Source organism: Streptomyces sp. NPDC036815, assembly GCF_055609205.1.
This window is the reverse complement of sequence record NZ_JBVJPW010000003.1, coordinates 452,298-472,070: the sequence shown is the minus strand read 5'-3', so window position 1 is coordinate 472,070 and position 19,773 is coordinate 452,298. Positions and strand designations below refer to the sequence as shown.

Here is a 19,773-nt window from a genome sequence, read left to right as displayed (position 1 = left end):
AACTCGCCACCCGCTACAAGGCCGGAGTCCACCTCGCCGCACTCATCCTCTGGCTCCGCGAACCCACCCAAGATCCTTTGTCAGACAGGACCTAGGGGCAGGAGGATGGCGTGTCGCCCCTTCGACGTTGATCCCGGCCGAGGGCTGCGGGAAGTGCGTACGAACGCGTTGTGCGAGGTCGGGAACCAGGCGCCCTCCCCATCCGACTGCTCTCTCGTGACCAGGGAGTGGGAAGTGGGCGGACTGGCCGTGCGGATGCGTGGCGTCGGCTGTCGGCACGGGCGCGTGGATGCCGTACGTGAGGTGGATCTCGATGTCGCGGCCGGTGAACAGGTGGCGCTGACCGGAACCAACGGATCGGGCAAGACCACGCTGCTGCGGGCGCTGCTCGGCCTGCACCGCAAGGCGGACGGCGAGATCACGGTCGGGGCCCGGCCGGCGCGTACGCCGGCCGAGTGGGCCTGGCGGCGGCGCGCGTGCGCGTGGATTCCGCAGAAGCCCGCCGTGGGACGGTTCCCGCTGCTCGCGCGGGAGTTGCTGCACAGCGGCGGTGCGGCCGATCGGGCGCTGGAGGCGGCGGAGAAGCTGGGGGTCGGGGCGTGTGTCGACCGGCCCTTGCACACGCTGTCCGGAGGCCAGCTGCAGCGCATGTACCTGGCGCGGGCGGTCGGGTCCGTGGCCGCCGGGGCGGGGGTGCTGCTCGCCGATGAGCCCACCGCGGCTCTGGACTTCTCCGGCCAGGAGGAGGCGGCCGATCTGCTGCTCTCGCTGCCGGTCACGCTCATCGTGGTCACCCATGACCGGGCGCTGGCCGACCGGTGCGAGCGGGTGCTCGAGATGGCCGCGGGCCGGTTGCGGGAGGTCATATGAACCTCGCCCTGACCGATGTCGGCGCGCTGCTGCAGCTTCTCCCGGTGCAGCGGGCGGGTGCCGCGCTTCTGCTCGCCGCTGTCGGCCTTCCGGTGATCGGGGTGGTGATCGTCGGGCTGGACATCATGCCGGTGCGGTTCGCGATGATGCACGTCGCTCTGCTGGGCGTCGCCGTCGGGCTGTTGACCGGGCTCGACCCCATGGTGTGTGCGCTGATCGCCTGCGCGCTCGCCGGTGCGGGGGTGGCGCCGCTGGCCCGAACCCCGGACGGACTCTCCGGCGCGATGGGCCTGCTGATGAGCCTGGCCATCGCGGCGGCGCTCCTCACACTCTCGGTGTCGGGGGTCAACGCCTCCGGGGCGTTCGCCCTGCTGTGGGGGTCGATCCTGTCGGTGGGCATCTACGACCTGTGGGTCCTTGGCAGCCTTGCCGTTCTGGTGCCGGGGCTCTTCTGGTGGCGTCGGCGGGATCTCGCGCTGCTCCTTTACGACCGTGAACTCGCCCTCTGCTCCGGGGTCCGCGTCGAGCGGCTGACCCTGCTCCTGCTGGTCCTGGTCGCGGTGGCGGTCGCCGGAGCCATCAAGTTGACCGGCGCGCTTCTTGTGGACGCTCTGACCCTGCTGCCCGCACTGGCGGCCCGCCGCCTGGGCGCCTCCCTGACCTCGATCACCCTGTGGGCCGTCGTCATCGGGATCACGGTCAACACGACCGGCTTCCTCATCGCGCTGTCCCTGGACCTGCCTCCCGGCCCGGTCCTCGTCCTGACGGCGGGGGCCGTGGCCCTCGGCGTCCATCTCTTCCCCGAACGGAGTACCCGCTCATGGCGCGCACCCGCGTCCGCATCATCCCCCTCCTCGCACTGACCGGATCCCTGGTCCTCACCGCGGCCTGCGGTTCCGAAGACTCCTCTGACGGTGAGCCCGGGCACGACGGCGATCCGAAGGTCGTGGCCACCACCACCTGGGAGGGCGCCTTCGCCAAGGCCGCGGGCGCCAAGGACGTGCAGGTCATCGTCCCGCAGTCGGTGCACCACGCCCCCGACTACGACCCCAAGCCGTCCGACCTGGCGGCGGTCGCCGATGCCGACTTCGTGCTGTACGCGCCGTTCGAACCGTACGCCGAGAAGATCAAGGAGGCTGCGGGTTCCGACGCCGAACTCATCGAGGTCGACCTCGACAACGACGCCGAGAAGGCCGGGGCCCAAGTGACGAGCCTGGGCAAGAAGTTCGGTACCGAGGGCTCCGCCGCGCAGTGGAAGAAGACCTTCGACGCCGAGTACGGAAAGCTGCGCAAAGAGCTGAAGGCCGCCTGGCCGGGCGGCAAGGCCCCGGTGGTGGTGGCACAGGTCTTCTCCGCCTGGGCGGCCAGGATGGCGGGCGCCGAGGTGGTGGGAACGTACGGCCCGGAGGCGGTGACCGCCGGTCAGCTGTCCAAGCTGTCGGCGAAGAAGCCGTCCTTCGTCCTGGACAACGCGCACATGTCCACAGGAGAGGTCCTGCCGGACGCGGGCGCCAAGCAGCTGGAGATCGTCAACTATCCGGGCAAGGACCTGGAGCTGCTGCCGGTCTACCGGAACGCGGCGGGCGTCGTACAGAAGGCCCTGGCCGCTTCCTGAGCCGCGCGAGGACCGTGCAGAGGGCGCCCCGGGGACCGACCAGGTCCCTGGGGCGCCACCTCTTGTTGGTTCAGCTGTCTCGCGGTCCCGTCAGACGGCCTGCGCCAGGGGAGCGGCAGGACCCGATGTCGCGTCCTCGGTCAACCGCGCCCGCAGTCCGGCCCGGTCCGGCTTGCCCGCGGGAGTCAGCGGCAGCGCCTCCACCACAAGGAGCCGCTCCGGGTGCTTGCGCCGCTCCAGACCGCTTGCGTCCAAGTGCGCGCAGAGCTCCTCCAGGGTGGGCGCCTGCCCCTCGCGGGTCACCACGCAGGCCGCGAGCCGCTCGCCCATCAGCGGGTCGGGGACGCCCACGCACACCACGTCCCGTATACCCGGGTGCGCGGCCAGCTCGATCTCGACCTCGGCAGGGCTGATGTTGGCCCCGCCCCGGATCACCACGTCCTTGAGGCGGCCCACCACCCGCAGCATCCCGTCCTCGCCGAGTATGCCGAGGTCACCGGTGCGTACCCAGCCGTCGGCGGTGCGATAGCGCGCGTCCAGCTCGGGTGCCCCGACGTAGCACAGAGGCGTCATGGGCCCGCGGGCGACGATCTCGCCGACCGTTCCCGCGGTCACTTCCCGCATCTGCGGGGTGCCGGGGACGGCTATGCGGATGTCCGCGACCCGCGCGTCCGGATGGCCCGCCGGTACGCCGGGTCCCTCTTCCTGCTCCGGCGGTTCGCCCAGTCCCGTATGGCAGTTGACGCCGTCCGCCGACCCGTAGAGGTTGACGACCGGGCAGCCGAAGGCGCGCCGGGCCTCATCGGCGGTGGCCGCGTTGAGCGCCGACCCGCCGAGGACCAGCGCGGTGGGCGCGGGCAGGACGCGAGGCGCTTCGGCGAGTCGGTCGAGCATCATCCGGATCATCGTCGGCACACCGAGCACATGGGTCGGCTCGTGCTCGGCGATCGCGTCGAGGGCGGCCTCGGGCGTGAAGTGGTCGAGCAGGATGAGGGTGCCGCCGTGCCTGGCCAGCGCGACGGCGGTGCCGTTGCTGCCGAAGGCGGAGGCGAGCGGGACGAGGAAGAGGCAGCGGGGCGGCTCCCCGTCGGGCATCAGGGACGCCAGGAAGTTGCCGCGACCGCCGGCCAGCGCGTTGTGCGAGTACGCGATCATCTTCGGTTCGGCCTCGGAACCCGAGGAGACCAGGATGCGCGCCGCGGAATCGGGGCCGGGGCGTGCGGGTACGAAGGCCGTCGCATCCGAGCGCAGCAGCTGCGCGAGCGGCACGGAGCCCTGTGGCGCGCCGCCGGGGCCTGCCGCGACGACCGTGCGCAGCGCGGGCAGTTCACCGGCGAGACGCAGCAGATCCTCCGCGTGCCGGGAACCCCGGTGCTCGGTGGCGGCGATCACCGCGACCGCCTCGGCTCTGCCGAGCAGGGAAGCCGCCTCACGCCCGCCGCGGCCGACCGGGAAAGGCAGCGCCACGGCGCCGAGTGCGGCCAGGGCGAGATCGGCGATCACCGCGTTGCGGCCGTTGGGCAGTTGGACGCCGACGACATCGCCCTCGCCTATGCCGAGCCCGGCGAGCCCGGCGGCCAGACATCGCGCCTTGCGGTCCAGCGCGGTGTAACAGAGCTTCCCCTTGGCGTCGATCACCGCGGTGCGGTGCAGGGCGTCGATCCGGTGGGCCCGGTAGAGGCTGTAGAGGTCGAGGTCGGGGCAGGTCCCCTCGGCCGCCCAGGAGCGGCGGAGCCGGGTGGGGAGCAGGTCGTGCAGGGCGACGGGCATGTCAGAAGCTCCAGGGGTCGGGGACGGCGGGCGCCCCGTGTGCGTCGCGGCTGATCGAGCCGGTGAAGCGCGGGTCGTGGTGCAGGGCGGCCAGGTCGGTGGTGACGGCGGTCACGGTCAGGCCGTGGGCGCGCAGTCGCGTCAGGGCTTCGTCGGTGGGCAGCCCGCTCAGGTCGTACGCGGCGGCCGCGGCGGCGCAGTCGTCGGTGGGGGCGATCCACCCGTCGGCGGTGGGCAGGGGGCGGCGGAATCCGGCGGGTCTCCTCGCCCAGCGCCCGGCGGCCGCCTCCTGTAGGGCAGGGGCGGTGAGTACGTCGGCGGCGCCGAGGAGGGAGGAGTCCACGCGTACGCCTCGGCCGGTGCGTTCACGAAGCAGCAGACCCGCGAGCACGGCCTCGGTCCCGAGCAGGCCGCCGAGTACGTCCAGGAGGGTCATCAGGGAGGGCGCGGGCGGCTCGTCGGCGGGTCGTGCCGCCTCCCCGACGCCCGTGCGGGCCTGCACCATGAAGTCGGTGCCCATCGGCGCGTCCGTGAGCCGGTCCGCCCACCCGCTCGTGTACGCGTACACCAGTGCCGGATTCACCGTGGCCAAGTCGTCCCTGTCCAAGCCGAGTTGGGCCGCCTTGCCCGGCGCCCAATTGTGCAGGAACACATCGGCTTCGGCGGCCATCTCCCGCAGCCGCCGCCGGTCACCGGCCGACTTGATGTCGACCTCGACGGCCTTCTTGCCCCGGTTGAGGGCCAGCCACCGTGCGGAGATCCCGGAACAGGCGGGCGGCATGCCGCGCAGCGGGTCCCCGCCCGGCGGCTCGACGCGGATGACGTCGGCGCCCAGCAGGCCCAAGAGGTGCGCGGTGAGGGGGGCCTGGATGCGGCGTCCCGCTTCCAGGACCGTCAGGCCTTCCAGGGGCCGAGTGCCCGGCGGCTTCGCGACGTAGGAGGCTTCGTACGAGGTCAGCGTCCAAGGGGCGGCCCCGTCGTGCTCGGCGGCCCGCTCGGCCAGGGACCGCAGGGGGCACACCTCGGCGCCGGACGTCCCGGCCGCGTACCGGATCCGCTCCCACGCACTCGCCCGCGCCGTGTCGTGCAGGGCCTGCGGGAAGGGGGCGCAGGCGGTGGCGTACCGGAACTGGAAGGGCCGCCAGCCCGCGCGTATCGCTTCCTCGGGTGCGTCCAGGGCGCGCCAGAACGCGGCCCACGCCCCGGGGTCGAGGGTCTCCAGCTCGAACACCGTGCCGTCGGCCGCCGTGAACGGAGGCCCACCGGGAGCGGCTGCCACCGCCTCGCCCTCGTCGGCGCCGGCGGCGGCCAGATACTGCGAGACGGCCAGGAGACCGGCTCGCTGGGCGCTGGTGCGCACCCGTGCGACCCGACCACCGCCGCGGGCCTGGGCCAGGAGCCCGGCGAGCAGGCCCTGTGCGGCGAGCACGCCGGTGGCGGTGGCGGCATAGTCGACGGCCAGGCCGCGCGGGGAGCCGTCACGGCGGCCGTGCACGCCCATGATGCCGGTGGCGGCCTGCACGGTGGCCTCGTCGGTCAGACCGTTCGCCTCGCCCCAGGTGACCTCGGCGGTGACGTCGTCGAACCCAGCCCCGCACAAGGCGAAACCCTCGCCCGTCGGCTCGGCCGCCCGGGCCCCCAGCAGCCGCAGGTGCTCCTGGAGGAGGCCCGCGCCGGGGCCCGGCGGCCCGGATGTCTCAAGCCGCAGCCCGTCCAGTGGCCGGACCGTCCGCTCGGTGGCTGGTGTCGCCATGCCTCTCCTCACCCCGAATGTGCTGGTGTGCCGGGAACTCGGGAGCCTCCGCGCCCGACCCGTCCTTCGGAAGAGCAGTCGGAGTGCCGGTCCCGTGGGTTCCCGGGAAACTGGAGGAAATGATGGAGAGTCGTATGAGTGCGGTGAGCGGGCTTCCCTCTTGCCCTGCCGGAACAACCGAGTTGAGGGACCAGGTGGCGTCGTTCGTCCGCCGCCACGTGATGCCCTGCGAACCGGTGCTGGACGCCGGTGGGCCGGAGGCCGCAACGCAGATGCGCGCCCTCAAGGACGAGGCGAGGAGACAGGGCCTGTGGGCCTTGCCCCTGCCCTGCGACCTCGGCGGCCAGGGGCTGCCGCTGGGCGCGTACGCCCACATCGCCGAGGCCGAAGGCGCCAGCGACCACGGACCCGCCGCGCTCGGCTCCGCACCCCTCCTCGACGTGCTGATGCTGCGGCGCCACGGCAGCACCCGCGTCCGGGAGATGTACCTGAAGCGCCTGGTCGCCGGTGAGATCCGCACGTCGTACGCCATGACGGAACCCGACACCCCCGGTACCGACCCCTTCCTCACCGAGACAACCGCCACGCGGTCGGCCGCGGGCAGTTGGCGGGTCAACGGCCGCAAGTGGTTCATCAGCGGGGCTGCCGACGCCGACCTCGTCACCGTCCTCGCCCGCACCGACGGTTCCGCACCGGACCGCGAGGGCCTGTCCCTGCTCCTGGTGCCCACCTCCACCCCCGGCTTCGAAGTAGTGCGCGACCTGCCGGTCCTCGGAGCGAGCGGGCAGTGCGAGATCGCCCTGGCCGACGTCACCGTGGATGCGGACCACCTGCTCGGCGCGCGCGGCCAGGCTCTGGCCATCGCGGGTGAACGGCTGCTGCTCGGCCGCACGCTGCGCTGCCTGCGCTGGCTCGGGCAGGCCCAGCGGGCCTTCGACCTGATGCGCGAGCGGGCGCTGACCCGCACCCGTTCCCGCGGCCCCCTCGCTGACCTGCAGCTCGTGCAACAGCACGTCTTCGAGTCCCTGCTCGCCCTGCGCACGACCCGGCCGCTCGTGTACGAGGCGGTGGCGCGGCTCGACGCGGGCCGGGACGCCCATGTGGAGGTCGGTCTCGCGAAGGTCGCCGCCGCGCGCATGCTGCAACAGGTCGCGGATGCCGCCATCCAGGTCCACGGCGCCGCGGGCCTCGGCCCCGATACCGCGCTGCCCGGACTGTTCCGCACCGGGCGGACGGCCCGCATTCTGGACGGCCCGGACGAGCTGCACATGACGTCGGTGGCGCGGAGGGTGCTGCGTCAGACGTCGTGAGCGGCCACCAGTCCCGTGAGGATGGCGAGGCCGAGCGCGAGGAAGAAGTCGCCCCAGATCAGCTCGTGTCGCGTGGCTGTGCCGGTGGCGAGGTCGTAACAGCCGTCGAGAAGCCGGCCGTCGGGCGTCAGATGACGACTGACCAGCTGATCGAGCAGAGTGACGGCCGACTCGCGCCGGCCGAGTTTCAGCAGCGCGACCGCGGTGATCGCGGCGGCGGAGGTGTCGGGCAGCCCGCCCGGCCGGTCGTCGTCGGCCAGAGGGACCTGGGAAAGGCCCGGCGAGCGGGAGGCGGCCTCTCCCCGTTCGCCGGTGCCGAGCAGCGTCGAAGCGTCGGCGGCCGCCAGCAGCAGCCACGCCCGCCCGCGGCTCCAGCCGGGCGGCGGTTCCGCACACGGGGACCAGCCGGTCACCGGATCGAAGCGCGAAGCCATCCGACCCGCGCACAGGGCGAGATGCTGCCGGAGATGAGACGCGGCAGCCGACGCGTCCACAGTGGCGAGGAGTTGGACGAGGCCCGGCACCGCGTCCGCGCGGGCGATCAGCCTGGGCCCGCCGAAGGCCGAACCCCAGGGGACCAACCCGAGTTGCTCGTCGTACGCGTCCCAACAGGCCGCGGCCGCGCGCTGTCGCAGCCCGGTGGCACCTGGTCCGTCCGCGAGCGCTGTTCCGTACCAGAAGATCAGCCCGCGCGTGGCGGTGTCGGCGTCCACCCAATCGGCGAGCCGGGCCGTGCACTGGCTCGCCGCCTCCCGGTCGTGCCGCTCGCCGCTGTGCAGGGCCCGCAGCCACGACAACCCCGCCCAGAACCCTCCGGTCCACGAGCCGCGTCGGCTGGTCGTCCAGCGTCCGCTGCCGGGATCGGCGAACAGCGGGAAGCGGTCGCCGACCTCGGAGCGGGTGCGGGCGGCCCGGTCGAGCAGGGCGGTCAGGGCGGGGTGGGCCCAGTCGGGGGCGGGCGCCGACACGTGCGATCCGGAATCGGTCATGCCGTCGCCGTACGGGGATCTCGTCCTGTCCGCGACGTCGCCCGAAACGGCCCCAGTCCCACCAGAAGCGGCCCCAGCCCCGCCCGAGGAACGGCCGGCCCCGTCCGAGACGGGCGCGACGCCGTCCGACACAGGCCCGGTCATGTTCTCGCCGCCCGGTCCCGTACCACCCAGAGCGCTGCGACCGCGCACGCCACCGCGAACTCACCAGCGACGACCATCCAGCCGCCCTCGTAGTGCCCACGGGCCGCGAGGAGCCCGAACAGTGGCGGTCCGACGGCGAAACCGGCGAAGAACCCCGCCGCGACCAGCGCCGAGTCCTGCCCGGCGCGCCCGGGAGCCGCACGCTGCATCACGAGGACCATCGACACCGCGTTGGCCGCGACGGCGAAGACACCGACGGACACCGCGCCTAGCCAGGCCAGCGGACGCATGTGCACGGCGGCGGCCAGGAGCAGCGCGGCACCCACCGCACCGGCGGCCAGGAGACCTGGAAGGCGCACAGCCCGCCCCGGATCGCTCGCCACCTTCGACCAACCCACCCGGCCCGCGATCCCGGCCACACCCAGGACCGCGACCAACGCACCGGCCGCCGTGGGCCCGAGGTCGAGCTTCTCCGTGCCGTACAGCGCCATGTAGGTGTTCACCGAGGCGATCCCGCTGCCGAGGAACAGCGAGAAGACAGCGAGCCAGGCCGTCGAGCCACGCGGCACCCAAGCCGTGGGCACGTGCTTGGCGGGCGGGTCGCCGGGCAGGGACCGTGCCGCCCAGCCCGCGGCGACGACCGCGGCACCGGCTGCCGCCCACACGGCGCCCCGCCAGCCCGCGGCCCCCGCCAGTGCGGCCAGCGGCAGCCCGGCCGCGAAGGCGCCCAACTGCACCCCGGACTGCTTCATGCCGGTGACCGGCCCCCGCTTCTCCGGGGGAAAGGACGCCAGAATCGCCTTGTTCGTCGCGGGATTGGCCAGCGCCTGCGGCAACCCACCGAGCGCGACCGAGGCGAGGAGCATTCCGGCGCCCGACGCCGAACCGATCAACGCCAACGCGGCGGCGGAGATCAACAACAGCGCGACGAGACAGCGGCGCGGCCCCCCACGGTCCACCAGGCGTCCGCCGAGCGGCGAGAGCACCGCGGCGGCCCCGAAGCCCACTGTGGTGGTCAGCCCGAGAACCGTTGGTGAAATGTCCAGGTCATCGACGATGCGCGGGCCAAGGGCCCCCAGCAGGAACAGCTGAAGCATCGAGAACACCATGGCGCTGGTCAGCAGCGCCGTCAGTGCCCCACTGCGGCCGCCCTCACCCACAGCGCCCTCGTCGGCAGTCGGCCGCACTTCCTGGCGCTCCGCCCCCACCGTCTTCCTCCCCTGCCCGTCCTACCCCTTCGCAGGGGTCGTACGGGAAGAGAAGTCGGTTCGCGCGGGCCACGAGTTCCCGGCAATCTCTTACGTTCGGCTGAGCGATTCAGGCTGTGGGCTTCCAGTCACCGAGCCAGTGCGCCCTGCTCTGGGTGGCGGCCTGGGCGTCGGTCAGGTGCGGGCGGTCGTGACCGGCGGGCCCGGCGCCGGGGCCCTCGTTGTTGTACTCCGCGAACCGGTCGTTCTTCCAGGAGAAGCCGCCCATGTCGGTCCAGGGGGCTGCCTTGACGGCCGCGCCGAGCCTGCTGTCACGGATGGTGGCCTGCGGGTCGAGGCTCGCGTCGCCGCCGGCGTGCCAGGGTCGGCCGAGGTGGAAGCTCCGGGCGGCGACGTCACCGTCGATGGTGGTGCGGGTGATGAGGAACCCGTTGCGCCCGGCCGGGGTGCTGGGCGCGGTGACGTATCCGGCCGAAGCGCCGTTCCAGCGCTTCTTCAGGGTGAGGACGGACTTGTCGATGACCGCGGTGGCCCGGCCGAAGACGAAGTCGGTGTTGCCGATGACGTAGGAGTCGGTCAGGTGGACGCGGCCCGTCCTGTCCTTGGCGGCCGTGTCGAGGAGCAGGGTGTCCTGGTCACCGCTGACGATGAGGTCGTCCAGGCGTACGCGGTCGGCGGCGGTGACCAGGGCCACGGCCTGGTGGTCGTCGAAGTGCTGGTTCCGCGCTTCGTCGAAGTCGTTGGAGATGGTGAGGTTGCGGGCCTGGAAGTCGTCGGCCTCCACGGCGACGGTGGCGCTGCCGCCGGTGCCGTACGTCCCTCCGCCGGGCTTGGCCATCTCGGCGGCGTGGCCCTCGACGATGACGGTGTTCTTGCGGCTGGTGCCGGTGCCCTCGAAGGTGACGTGGGTCTTGTTCGCCGGGACCTTGACCGTCTCACGGTAGGTGCCGGGGGCGATGCGGATCACCACGCGCGCGGTGTTGCCCGCCGGGACGGCGTCGACGGCCTTCTGCACGCTCCTGTACTGCCCACTGCCGTCCTTCGCCACGGTCAGGGTGGTACGCGCGGCGGCCCGTCTGGCGGCGCTCGGCGCACCGATCGAACTGCGCGGCCCGGCACCGGACTTGAGGAGAGCAGGCACGTCGGCCGCCTTGTCCAGGCTGTACTTGTAGTACGTCTTGGGGTCGAACGCAGCGCCGCCGCTCTCGTTGCGGCCGCTCGTCCTGTCGAAGACGTTGCCACGCTGGACGAGGGCGGCGGTCGCGTCCTTGATGACGGGGTTGTTCATCCCCTGGAAGTAGCTGTTCTCCAGGACCATCTCGGTGTGGCCGCGCGAGTAGTTGCCGTAGGAAGAGGTGACCTTCGTGTCCGGGTCGTCCTGGAGGTAGTTGTTGTACAGGTGCGCGTGAGCGACGTTGTCCGTGGACGGGTTGCGCTGCTCGGTCTCGCGGAACCAGTTGTGATGGATCGTCAGGTTCGCGGTGGCGTTCTGCGTCCAGCCGATGCCGAACGTCTTGTTGTTGTTGCTCAGCCTGTTCCAGGACACCGTCACATAGGTGGTGTCCTTGCGGCTGTCGATCAGGCCGTCGGCCATGTGCCGCAGGTTGTTGTGGTCGATCCACACATGGTGCGCGCCGTCCATCTGGACGGCGTCCCAGCCGTGCTCCTTGTCGTTCCACATGCCGTGGTAGGAGTCCCGGATCGTCAAGTTCCGGATGATGACGTTGTGCACGCCCCGGCCGAGGAAGAACCCGCCGCCGACGATCTGCCCGGAGGTGCCCGCGCCCACGATCGTCTTGTCCGAGGCGACCTTGACCTCCTTGCCCTTGGGGTCCATGGAGATCGTCGCGGCCACCACGATGACGTACGGCTCCGGGGCACTCGCGTACTTCTCCAGGTCGGCGAGGGTGCGCACGGTCACGGTCCTCCCGTCCCGCCCGCCGTACGTCCCTTTCTGCCCGAGCGCGTGCACCGAGGCGAATCCGTCGGCCGCGTCCGTGGCCCAGGACGGTGCGGCGGCGGCCGCGGCCCTGGGCTGCGCGTCCTCGCCGAACACCCCGAAAGCCGTGCCGTAGGCCATGGCCCCCGCGGCGGCCACCGCCAACGGGCCACCTATCAGCAGCGCCTTCTTCTTTCTGCGGTGCCGTGCCTTGCGGCGGCTGTGCAGCTCAGTCATGCGTGTTCTTCCCAATCTGTACGTACGTGGGGGAGCCCGCGGGACACGGGCTTGTCAGTCAGTTGCCGCGGAGGCGCGCATGGTTGCCGTCCGGTGGGATACGTGCTTCCGGCCGTTGGCCGGGTGCACGGGAAGCGGCGACGCGGATCCGGGCCGCCCGGCGCACACCTCTGACGAGGGTGGCCCGCGGCCGGCCGGGGCGCCGAGGTTGTCGGTGTGGGGTGGAGGGCGCGTCGATAGGATCGTTGTTGTTGTCCGGATGCTTCGGGTGGGAGTGACCTTCGTGGCTGGGCTGGTGCGGGAGCAGCGGCTTGATGTGTTTGTGGACTCTTACGCGTTCGCGTTTGTGGAGTCTTGGGATGCGGAGCTTCCGGTCGAGTTTCCGGATGCGTTCAATTCGGATGTGTTTGTGAATGTGTTTCCTGGCCGAGTGGACGTGTGCAGTGCCGGTAACACGCATACTGCGGCGGTAACGGTGCAGGTGTGGGGCGAGACCCCGCCTGCGGAGGACGGCTCGATGTGGGATGCGCAGGGTGAGGCGGGGTTTGAGTCGCTGAGCGGCGATGTCGCTGTGTGGACGCCGGCGTTGGGGCGTACCGACGATCTGGTTGAGCTTGGGCGGAAGGGCTCGTGGCGGGTTCGTGTACACGGCCCTGTTCTCCCGAAGCTGCCGCGAAGTGACAAGTAACTCAGCGTGTAGGTAGGGCCTTGGCTTCTGTGCGAGCTTCAGGAACCTCACTGCCAGTGAGGGCGGCGAAGTCGGCGCGGGCCTGTTCGACGGCTTCCAGGTACGCCACCCGTTTCTCGTGCTCGGCGAGTGCACGGTAGATGCCTTCCAGGGTCGACTCCCGGATGTTCTCCCGTTCGGTCTCCGCCATCGCGGCGAAGAATGCGAACAGCAGTCGGCCCGGCCCGCTGGGGTCGTACATACCGGGCAGCGGTCCGGCGAGCATCTCCAGGACCAGGCCGTGGGCGGTTAGGTGGTCGGCGAGCGCGGTGAGTTCGGCGGCGTCGCGGCCGAGGCACTTCATCTCATAGACGGTGAAGATGACCCGGCAGTGCGGGGCGTGGGCCTTGATGTCGCGGGCGGCGGCGAGCGCGGCCTCGAACTGGGGGCGGACCCGGATGCGGGTGCTGATCTTCTCGCTGAAGACCTTCTCTCGCGGGACGCGGTGCTTGGCGAGGGCGTCGAGCTGGGAGTCGAGTTCCTGCCCGAGGGGCGAGCATCGGGCGTAGCCGATCCGGATGTCCGCGCCCGGGGTGTCCGGGTCGACCGCTGGCGGCGGGGTGCCGGGCCGCCACGGCTGCCCCGGCCCGCGGTCGGCCGGGGTCTGGACCCGCAGGAGCTTCGCGAGCCGGGGCGCCTTGGTGCACCGGCCGGTGTGGTACGTCCCGGCGACCGCGCCGCCGCGCGAGCGGCACACGGCGATCCTGGTGCGACCGCGCACCGCGCACCGCGGGCAGGGGTGGCGCTCGACGTCGTCGGCGTCGGCCGGGGCGGGGTCGTGAGGGTCTGTCATGACCCCGGAGGTTCTCACAATTCAGTTCTCAGAACGGGGGCGTCGCCCGCTCTGGCGTGAGAACGGGTTGTGAGAACCGATGCGGCGTCCGTGCGTCCTCCCGCACCTTCGGTTGATCTTGCTCGGGGAAAGGATCGTTTATGGAGATCAGACTGTCCGCGAACGGCCCGAAACGTCCCTGCTGCGGTGAATGCGTTGGTGATCGGCGCGATGAGCGAGGCGAAGCGGCGGGCGCCTGCGTTGCCGATCGGTGCCCATAGCGCGGCGCAGTGCCGGTCTGTCTCCACTTCGATGCGCTCGCGCGCCGCACTGCCGGCGTCGGTGACCACGCCGTGGGAGTCGAGCCAGCCGCGCGCGACGAGGCGTGCCGTCGCCGCGCTCCACTCCTCGTCGTCCCACCGGCGGGTCGCTCGCGCCAGAGCCGTCGGGAGGTGGCCGGTCGCGGTGTGCAGAACGAGACAGTCGCACGGCCCGAGGCCGTTGTCGGCGAGTACGACGAGGTGGGCGTCGCCTCGCCACTCGCGCGCCACCGTGATCTGCTGCCAGAGTGCGACGAGAGGATCGGGGGGAAGCACGACCGAGGCGTTCGCGGCGGCCAGCACCTTACCGGCGTAGTCGGCACCGGCGACGACCGGGTCGATCAGCGAGCGCGCCTCGGCAAGGTGGTCGTCGGTGAGATGTACGTCGACGCGCCGCATCGCCCGGCCGGCGGCCAGGAAGCGGGCGGCCTGCCACCGCTCGGGCGGCGCGGCGTCCCATACGCCCGCCATGGCCCGCGCTGCCCGCGGGCTGAAGTTGTAGAAGGCCGCGAGCGTGACCTGCCACGGAACTGCGCCCATCGCGGCCGACCGGAAGGCCAGATACGTCGGCCCGCGGTCGGTCACGCCGAGCGCGGCCGCCTCCTCGGCGGTCTCGGGGACGAGATATATGAACAGGTGAGCGGCACTGATGGCGCGGCTGACATCACGGACGGCGTTCAGGTCCATCGGGCCGTCTCCGGTACGGGCGGAGTCGGGAAGGGCATCGAGGTGCATGGTGGTGATGTCTCCAGGAGTCGGGTGGCGCTGTCAGGCGGGTGTTTCAGCGGTGGCGGTCAACACCGCGCGTCCAAGGGTGTGACCGGCCATGGTGAAGCCGAGGAGGGCCGGTGTGGCGTCGGCCGGGACGCCTGTCGAGGGGATGTCGAGGGCGTGCACGACGACGAAGTAACGGTGCGGGCCGTGTCCGGCCGGCGGGGCGGCGCCGATGTAGCGGGCCATGCGGGCGTCGTTGGGCAACTGGTAGGCGCCCTCGGGCAACTGTGAGCCGGTGTCGTCGCCGGCGCCCTCGGGCAGCTCGGTGACGGTGGCAGGGATGTCGGCGACCGCCCAGTGCCAGAACCCGGACCCGGTGGGGGCGTCGGGGTCGTAGACGGTGACGGCATAGCTCTTGGTGCCGTCCGGGGCGCCGCTCCAGGACAGCTGCGGGGATGCGTCCTTCCCGCCGGGCAGGCCGGAGGAGTGCTGCTCGGGCGGCCACGCGGCGCCGTCGGTGACGGTGGTGCTGGTGACGGTGAACGAGGCCGCCTGAGGGAGGCAGGCGAAGGGGTCGTTGGCAGGCACAGCGGTCGTTCCTTTCCGGACGAGGACGTCCTCGTCGACTAATGAATCGACGGTAACACGGATAATCGATTATCTAGTGGATCGTCTAGGATGGGCTCATGGATCAGACGGCGCACTCCTCGACCCCACCGGGGAAGCAGATGCTTTCCGAGCAGGTCTACGCACACCTGCGGGACGCGATCATGCGTGGGGACCACCCCCCTGGCGCCCCTCTCAAGCCGCAGGATCTTGCCAAGGAGCAGGGCGTGAGCCTGGCTGTGGTGCGCGAGGCGCTCGTGCGGGTGGTCGGCGAGGGGCTCGCCGACCGGCTGCCCAACCGCGGTTTTGCCGTCCCGTCCTTCTCCGACCGCCGCTGGCAGGAGATCGCGGAAGCCCGTCGGACCGTCGAACCGGTCGTACTGCGCATGTCCATCGAGCGTGGCGACGTCGACTGGGAGGCCCGCGTGCGGGCCGCCCACCATCGCCTGGTGCGCACTCCGGCATACGCGCCGGAGGAGAGCGAGTACTACACCGGCGCTTGGGCCGAAGCTCACAGAGCCTTCCACCGCACGTTGCTGGAGGGGTGTGGCAACCGCGCGCTGCTGGAGACCTTCGACCGGTTGTGGACCCAGAGTGAGCTGGCCCGCCGTTGGTCGGCGCACCGCAACCCCGACCGGGACGGCGCCGAGGAACACCGCAGGCTGGAGGAGGCGGTGCTGGCCCGCGACGCCGACACCGCAGCAGCGGTCCTGGTCCAGCACCTCACTTTGACCGCGGCTGCTCTGACCGACGCTCTGACCGACGACTCAGGCCAGGCCACCTAGGCTTACGCCACAACAGCGAGGTCGAGGTGAGAATCCATGTCCAGCTCGAACCGGCCGTAGGGGTTCACGTGGGTCCAGAACAACGGGGACAGAGCCCGCCGGGCGGCGTCGATGAGCCGCTTCGGCCACTTCTCCTCGCTCAGGATGTGCTGGAGGAGCAGGGTGTTGACGTGCACCTGAGCAGCCGTTCTGTGGGGGTCCCGCGAGTGCGGTGGACTGTGGTGCGGGGTGGATTGTGAGGCCGAGTTGAACAGGTACTCCAGCCGTGTCGTACACGTTGTGGACGCAGGCGCGACTGGGGAGTGTGCACGTGCAAGCGTGCAGCAGGGCAACGGCTAACCGCATACACGAGAACCCGGATACCCGGATTACCGGCCCGGGCTCGCGCTGACGCGGGCCGGCACGTTGGCCATTTTTCTGGCTGAACGCGTTGGCCTGCATCGGCCCGCGCGGTCGTCCGGCCGGGAGCACGGTGAGGGCGGCGGCCGGGCGGCTCAGCGCTGGCCGGAACCGAGTGCGCCCTCCCTCACGGGCCTCCCTGCCCGCCAGGAGTCCGGCCATGCGACGTCGTCGATTGCCAGCCACGGCGCGGCGGCGACGGCAGTCGGCGTAAGTCCCGTGAACGCCTTCACGTCGCGGTGCAGATGGGACTGGTCGACGTAACCGCTCTCGGCCGCGACACCGGCGGGAGGGAGACCCGCCGCGAGCAGATGGGCCGCATGGTCGAACCGCACCAGCTGGGCGGCTCGCTTGGGGGTGACGCCGAGCTGCGCCCGGAAACGCGCCCACAGGCGCTTGCGGCTCCAACCGACCTCGTCCGCCAGGCCGTCGATACGCACCCTGCCACTGCCAGCGACCGTCCGCCTCCAGACGTGGGCGACCTCCGGTTCGACCCGCAGGCCGTCCCCCATCCGCCGGCGCACGACGTCCGCCGCGATCGCGAACCGCTCGTTCCACGACCCGGCTGTACGCAGCCGTTCCTCGATGCGTCCGGCGTCGCGGCCCCAGACGTCTGCCAAGGGCTCCACGCTTCCGCTGACCCCGGCCGACGAGCCGAGCACCGCGGTCGCCACACCCGGCTGCAGCCGGATCTGCAGGCACTCGCCCACCAGGCCGGCCGCCCGCAGCTCCCCGGGGGCCAGACCGATCACGACACTGCCGTGTCCGTGCCGGCCCTGCCTGTCATAGACCAGGCCGTCATCGTCGCTCAGATCGATGAGTAAGGTGACGGACGGATGCGCGACCATCGCGATGTCGACGGGCGTGGGGACACGCTGGCGGAATCCGGCCATGCTGACGCCCGGCAGCCGGTGCGAAGGCACCGGTACTGCGATGTCAACGCCCGACCACGCGGGTGGCACGCCTTGGGACGACACGACAGCAGTCTAGGCCGGGCCTGTTGGCGGGGTTCCGGCGCAAAGGGCCGCGAAGTCCAGCAGCAGCCGGCCCACCGGCTCGGGCGCTTCCAGCATGGGCATGTGCCCGACACCCGGCAGCATCTCGACCCGCACGTCCGGCACGACGTCGTACTGGCGTGCCGACGCCGGGTCCCACCTGGGATCGGCACCGCCGAAGATCACGAGCACCGGGAGCCCGAGGGCGGCGAGCCGCTCGGGCACGGACTGCTCGGTGAGGTACGCGGTGTTCTCGCGCAGCACCTTGCGGAACGCGCGGTACGTGGTGCTCCGCAGGTCGGCGACCATGCCGGGCGGGATGGCCGCCGGGCCGGCGAGCGTGGCGCCGATGCCTTTGCGGATCATCGCATCCGAACGCCGCCACCACAGCAGCGGCCCGAAGGGAGGTGCCAGCATGGCGCGGAGGATGGCCGGCTGCGGCAGGAGCGCGTCGAGGCGCGGGCCGGTGCTGATCAGCGCCAGCGAACCCACCAGGTCGGGGCGCTGCTCCACGAGCGCGGTGGCGACGTATCCGCCGCTGGAGTGGCCGGCCACGGTGACGGCGCGCAGCCCGAGTTCGTCGAGCAGCGCCGCCACGCGGCCCGCCTGCGCCGGAACGTCGTAGGACGTGGCGGGCGGGGACTGGCCGCAGCCCGGGAGGTCTATCCGGACGACATGATGACGGGCGGCGAGGGCCGGGACCACCGGCCCCCAAGAGGCACCCGAGGCTCCAGATCCGTGGATGAGCAGCAGCGGCGACGCGTCCCGCGGTCCGTCGCGGTCCACATGCATCGGCTGCGCGTGCTGTGCGTCGTGGTCGTTCATAAGGCGATGGTGCGGGGGCGACGGCTGCCGGTCTTGTACGAATGTCGCGAACGGCCCGCGCGGGCCCCGTACCTTGCCCACCGCGGCGCGCCACACCGGGCTGGCTGGTGAAGCCGGCCCGGGGCAAACGCTGCTGCTTGAAGTGAACGAAGCCAGCACGTCGTCGGCCAACTCCCGTAGGGGCAGCTGGGAACCGTCCGAGTGACATCGCTTGCACCACAGCTGCTGCACTCCCTAGCTCGCTACCAAGAACCATCTGAACTGCGAAAACAGCGGCATCTGCAAGCCTGGGCCACGCAGGACCCCCACAGAACAGCCGATCACCGTCACGTCGTCGTACTGGGTGCGCTGCGCCTTGCGTATGTAGCCCTCGCCCAGGTCCTGTTCGGCCAGGAGCCGTGTGTTCAGCGCAGCCGAGGACAGCGGTGTGGTCCCGGTGATGCCGCTTGCACCACGGGGCGAGGAGGTCGCTACCGATGAAGCCCCCGTGGAGCCGGTGCTGTCGTCGGAGCAGCCCGCGAGGGTGAGTGAGACGAGTGTGGTCAGGACGAGAGCAGTCGTGGTGCGGCGACGCATGCGGGACCCCTTTGATGTGCGGAGCGGGCGGCCCGACTTGGGCCGACACGCGATCCGCTGCAGGCGGGGAGGGGGTGCGGGGTCCAGGCGCGGCTCGACACTGTTGTGGCCGGCGCGGCAGCGCAGCCAGATCGTGTCATCGCGCATGCTGAAGACGATCCAGTCCCGGTATGCGCCGCACTGCGGGCACCCGCGGACCTCGCCGTCGATGACGAGCGGCTGCTCCCAGTGCATCCGAAAGAGCGTGCCGCCTCTTGGAGTTGCTTGCGGGTGTGGGCGGCGGAGGTTTTGGCGAGGGCGGCGAGGACCAGGACCTCACCGGCCGCCGCGATGAGGGCTGCGGCCTGACGGTCATTGCCGTAGTCGATGATCACGATCGCCTGCCAGGCGGCGGCTGCCGCACGGCGCTGTGCCCGCGCCGGACCGCTCGGCGCGCTGGCGCGCTCGTCCGGCCCGACGGCGGCGTCCTGCTGGGCGGCCGACCAGCGTTCGCGGATGCGAGGCAGGGAGAGGTCAGCAGCGAGCGTGGAGCCTGCGAAGTAGACCGGCTCGTTGTCCTCGTTACGATCGTCGGTCAGCGTGACCTTGTAGCCGAGCAGGTCGCCGGAGGGCGCTTGGCGCTTGTGGATGAGCAGGCCGGCGGCGGCCAGCCGGTCGAAGAACTCCGCTTCGCTGGTGGCGCCGGCCGCGGCCCGGCGGACGGTCTCGCGCAGTCCCTCACGGGCGGTCTGCTCCCGGCCCTGACGCTCGCTTTGTGGCGCTCCGCTGGTTGGCCGTTTAGCGGCGGTGCCGTCGCCCGCGTTGACCAGGGTTAGGCCCAACCCCTTCTCGATGAGACGGCATTCGGCCTGGGCCCGTTTGCCGGAGCGGAAGTCGTCGGGGCTCCTGCCGTCTTCGCATACGCGGGTGGCGACGATGTGGATGTGGTCGTCTGCGTGCCGTACGGCCGCCCAGCGGCAGCCGGATTTCCCGGCGCCGGGATCGATGCCGGTGGCGGCGACGACCCGGCGGGCGATGTCCGCCCACTCGTCGTCGGACAGCGTGCGGTCGCCGGGTGTGGCACGCACCGATGTGTGCCACACGGGCAGGGCGGGGCGGGCATGTGGGGGGAGAGCCTCGACGGGCTGGTCGCTTACTGTGCCGCCTGTACGACTGCCCGGCCCAGGATCTCGGCTTCGCCGTTCCGGCGCGGGCGCCTGGACGCCGGATCGGCAGTCCG

Annotated in this window: 18 protein-coding genes and 1 pseudogene; 6 read left to right on the top strand and 13 right to left on the bottom strand. The window is 71.6% G+C overall.

Going from position 1 to position 19,773, the window contains the following annotated elements; translation table 11 throughout:
- The first annotated feature begins 234 nt into the window (after nt 1-234).
- The 3 genes from ACZ69I_RS10930 to ACZ69I_RS10920 are packed head-to-tail and all read left to right on the top strand — an operon-like array spanning nt 235 to nt 2,485.
- Nucleotides 235-870: a metal ABC transporter ATP-binding protein gene (locus ACZ69I_RS10930; RefSeq protein ID WP_470831571.1), complete on the top strand. Its 636-nt coding sequence runs from the start codon at nt 235-237 to the stop codon at nt 868-870.
- Nucleotides 867-1,733 (top strand): metal ABC transporter permease, encoded by an 867-nt coding sequence (locus ACZ69I_RS10925; RefSeq protein WP_470831570.1) that lies wholly within the window; start codon nt 867-869, stop codon nt 1,731-1,733. The genes ACZ69I_RS10930 and ACZ69I_RS10925 overlap by 4 nt, the downstream gene beginning before the upstream one ends.
- Nucleotides 1,691-2,485 (top strand): metal ABC transporter solute-binding protein, Zn/Mn family, encoded by a 795-nt coding sequence (locus ACZ69I_RS10920; protein WP_470831569.1) that lies wholly within the window; start codon nt 1,691-1,693, stop codon nt 2,483-2,485. The genes ACZ69I_RS10925 and ACZ69I_RS10920 overlap by 43 nt, the downstream gene beginning before the upstream one ends.
- A gap of 90 nt (nt 2,486-2,575) precedes the next feature.
- Here ACZ69I_RS10920 and ACZ69I_RS10915 read toward each other — a convergent pair whose 3' ends face one another.
- Nucleotides 2,576-4,255, bottom strand: coding sequence for a class I adenylate-forming enzyme family protein (locus tag ACZ69I_RS10915; protein WP_470831568.1), 1,680 nt, complete (start codon nt 4,253-4,255; stop codon nt 2,576-2,578).
- Between the two features lies 1 nt (nt 4,256).
- Nucleotides 4,257-6,008 (bottom strand): CoA transferase, encoded by a 1,752-nt coding sequence (locus ACZ69I_RS10910; protein ID WP_470831566.1) that lies wholly within the window; start codon nt 6,006-6,008, stop codon nt 4,257-4,259.
- Nucleotides 6,009-6,142: 134 nt separating this feature from the next.
- On the opposite strand from ACZ69I_RS10910, the gene ACZ69I_RS10905 reads away from it, so the two are divergent.
- Nucleotides 6,143-7,318 (top strand): acyl-CoA dehydrogenase family protein, encoded by a 1,176-nt coding sequence (locus tag ACZ69I_RS10905; protein ID WP_470831565.1) that lies wholly within the window; start codon nt 6,143-6,145, stop codon nt 7,316-7,318.
- On the opposite strand, the gene ACZ69I_RS10900 is transcribed toward ACZ69I_RS10905, so the two are convergent.
- From ACZ69I_RS10900 to ACZ69I_RS10890, 3 genes are all read right to left on the bottom strand, one after another.
- Nucleotides 7,306-8,307 (bottom strand): sugar ABC transporter permease, encoded by a 1,002-nt coding sequence (locus tag ACZ69I_RS10900; RefSeq protein ID WP_470831563.1) that lies wholly within the window; start codon nt 8,305-8,307, stop codon nt 7,306-7,308. The two genes, ACZ69I_RS10905 and ACZ69I_RS10900, sit on opposite strands and share 13 nt — an antisense overlap.
- Nucleotides 8,308-8,447: 140 nt before the next feature.
- Nucleotides 8,448-9,659, bottom strand: coding sequence for an MFS transporter (locus ACZ69I_RS10895; RefSeq protein WP_470831562.1), 1,212 nt, complete (start codon nt 9,657-9,659; stop codon nt 8,448-8,450).
- A 109-nt stretch (nt 9,660-9,768) separates the two neighbouring features.
- Complete coding sequence (locus tag ACZ69I_RS10890) at nt 9,769-11,835, bottom strand: pectinesterase family protein (RefSeq protein ID WP_470831560.1); 2,067 nt, start codon at nt 11,833-11,835, stop codon at nt 9,769-9,771.
- A 283-nt stretch (nt 11,836-12,118) separates the two neighbouring features.
- On the opposite strand from ACZ69I_RS10890, the gene ACZ69I_RS10885 reads away from it, so the two are divergent.
- Nucleotides 12,119-12,523, top strand: coding sequence for a hypothetical protein (locus ACZ69I_RS10885; protein WP_470831558.1), 405 nt, complete (start codon nt 12,119-12,121; stop codon nt 12,521-12,523).
- Between the two features lies 1 nt (nt 12,524).
- Here ACZ69I_RS10885 and ACZ69I_RS10880 read toward each other — a convergent pair whose 3' ends face one another.
- The 3 genes from ACZ69I_RS10880 to ACZ69I_RS10870 are packed head-to-tail and all read right to left on the bottom strand — an operon-like array spanning nt 12,525 to nt 14,956.
- Nucleotides 12,525-13,355, bottom strand: a complete 831-nt coding sequence (locus tag ACZ69I_RS10880; protein ID WP_470831557.1) for a recombinase family protein — start codon at nt 13,353-13,355, stop codon at nt 12,525-12,527.
- 14 nt (nt 13,356-13,369) lie between these two features.
- A complete protein-coding gene (locus tag ACZ69I_RS10875) occupies nt 13,370-14,389 on the bottom strand; it encodes an SCO6745 family protein (RefSeq protein ID WP_470831555.1) in 1,020 nt (339 codons plus the stop codon).
- Between the two features lie 33 nt (nt 14,390-14,422).
- Nucleotides 14,423-14,956, bottom strand: a complete 534-nt coding sequence (locus ACZ69I_RS10870; RefSeq protein WP_470831554.1) for a YbhB/YbcL family Raf kinase inhibitor-like protein — start codon at nt 14,954-14,956, stop codon at nt 14,423-14,425.
- A 98-nt stretch (nt 14,957-15,054) separates the two neighbouring features.
- Between ACZ69I_RS10870 and ACZ69I_RS10865 the strand changes: the two genes are divergently transcribed.
- Nucleotides 15,055-15,759: a GntR family transcriptional regulator gene (locus ACZ69I_RS10865; RefSeq protein WP_470831553.1), complete on the top strand. Its 705-nt coding sequence runs from the start codon at nt 15,055-15,057 to the stop codon at nt 15,757-15,759.
- A 2-nt stretch (nt 15,760-15,761) separates the two neighbouring features.
- Here the strand turns inward: ACZ69I_RS10865 and ACZ69I_RS10860 are convergent, their stop codons facing one another.
- From ACZ69I_RS10860 to ACZ69I_RS10840, 5 genes and pseudogenes are all read right to left on the bottom strand, one after another.
- A complete protein-coding gene (locus tag ACZ69I_RS10860; protein ID WP_470831551.1) occupies nt 15,762-15,935 on the bottom strand; it encodes a Tn3 family transposase in 174 nt (57 codons plus the stop codon).
- A gap of 318 nt (nt 15,936-16,253) precedes the next feature.
- Nucleotides 16,254-17,135 (bottom strand): AraC family transcriptional regulator, encoded by an 882-nt coding sequence (locus ACZ69I_RS10855; RefSeq protein WP_470831549.1) that lies wholly within the window; start codon nt 17,133-17,135, stop codon nt 16,254-16,256.
- A gap of 9 nt (nt 17,136-17,144) precedes the next feature.
- Nucleotides 17,145-17,978, bottom strand: coding sequence for an alpha/beta fold hydrolase (locus ACZ69I_RS10850; protein WP_470831547.1), 834 nt, complete (start codon nt 17,976-17,978; stop codon nt 17,145-17,147).
- A gap of 234 nt (nt 17,979-18,212) precedes the next feature.
- On the bottom strand, nt 18,213-18,554 hold the full coding sequence (locus tag ACZ69I_RS10845) for a hypothetical protein (protein ID WP_470831545.1): 342 nt from the start codon (nt 18,552-18,554) through the stop codon (nt 18,213-18,215).
- A 164-nt stretch (nt 18,555-18,718) separates the two neighbouring features.
- Nucleotides 18,719-19,720, bottom strand: a pseudogene (locus ACZ69I_RS10840) (relaxase/mobilization nuclease domain-containing protein); the annotation flags it as partial.
- Nucleotides 19,721-19,773 lie beyond the last annotated feature (53 nt).

Excerpts from the sequence above, each read along its gene's own strand:
- ACZ69I_RS10925 (WP_470831570.1), top strand. The coding sequence starts at position 867 with ATGAACCTCGCCCTGACCGATGTCGGCGCGCTGCTGCAGCTTCTCCCG.
- ACZ69I_RS10920 (WP_470831569.1), top strand. The coding sequence starts at position 1,691 with ATGGCGCGCACCCGCGTCCGCATCATCCCCCTCCTCGCACTGACCGGA.
- ACZ69I_RS10915 (WP_470831568.1), bottom strand. The coding sequence starts at position 4,255 with ATGCCCGTCGCCCTGCACGACCTGCTCCCCACCCGGCTCCGCCGCTCC.
- ACZ69I_RS10910 (WP_470831566.1), bottom strand. The coding sequence starts at position 6,008 with ATGGCGACACCAGCCACCGAGCGGACGGTCCGGCCACTGGACGGGCTG.
- ACZ69I_RS10905 (WP_470831565.1), top strand. The coding sequence starts at position 6,143 with ATGAGTGCGGTGAGCGGGCTTCCCTCTTGCCCTGCCGGAACAACCGAG.
- ACZ69I_RS10900 (WP_470831563.1), bottom strand. The coding sequence starts at position 8,307 with ATGACCGATTCCGGATCGCACGTGTCGGCGCCCGCCCCCGACTGGGCC.
- ACZ69I_RS10890 (WP_470831560.1), bottom strand. The coding sequence starts at position 11,835 with ATGACTGAGCTGCACAGCCGCCGCAAGGCACGGCACCGCAGAAAGAAG.
- ACZ69I_RS10880 (WP_470831557.1), bottom strand. The coding sequence starts at position 13,355 with ATGACAGACCCTCACGACCCCGCCCCGGCCGACGCCGACGACGTCGAG.
- ACZ69I_RS10875 (WP_470831555.1), bottom strand. The coding sequence starts at position 14,389 with ATGCACCTCGATGCCCTTCCCGACTCCGCCCGTACCGGAGACGGCCCG.
- ACZ69I_RS10865 (WP_470831553.1), top strand. The coding sequence starts at position 15,055 with ATGGATCAGACGGCGCACTCCTCGACCCCACCGGGGAAGCAGATGCTT.
- ACZ69I_RS10850 (WP_470831547.1), bottom strand. The coding sequence starts at position 17,978 with ATGAACGACCACGACGCACAGCACGCGCAGCCGATGCATGTGGACCGC.
- ACZ69I_RS10845 (WP_470831545.1), bottom strand. The coding sequence starts at position 18,554 with ATGCGTCGCCGCACCACGACTGCTCTCGTCCTGACCACACTCGTCTCA.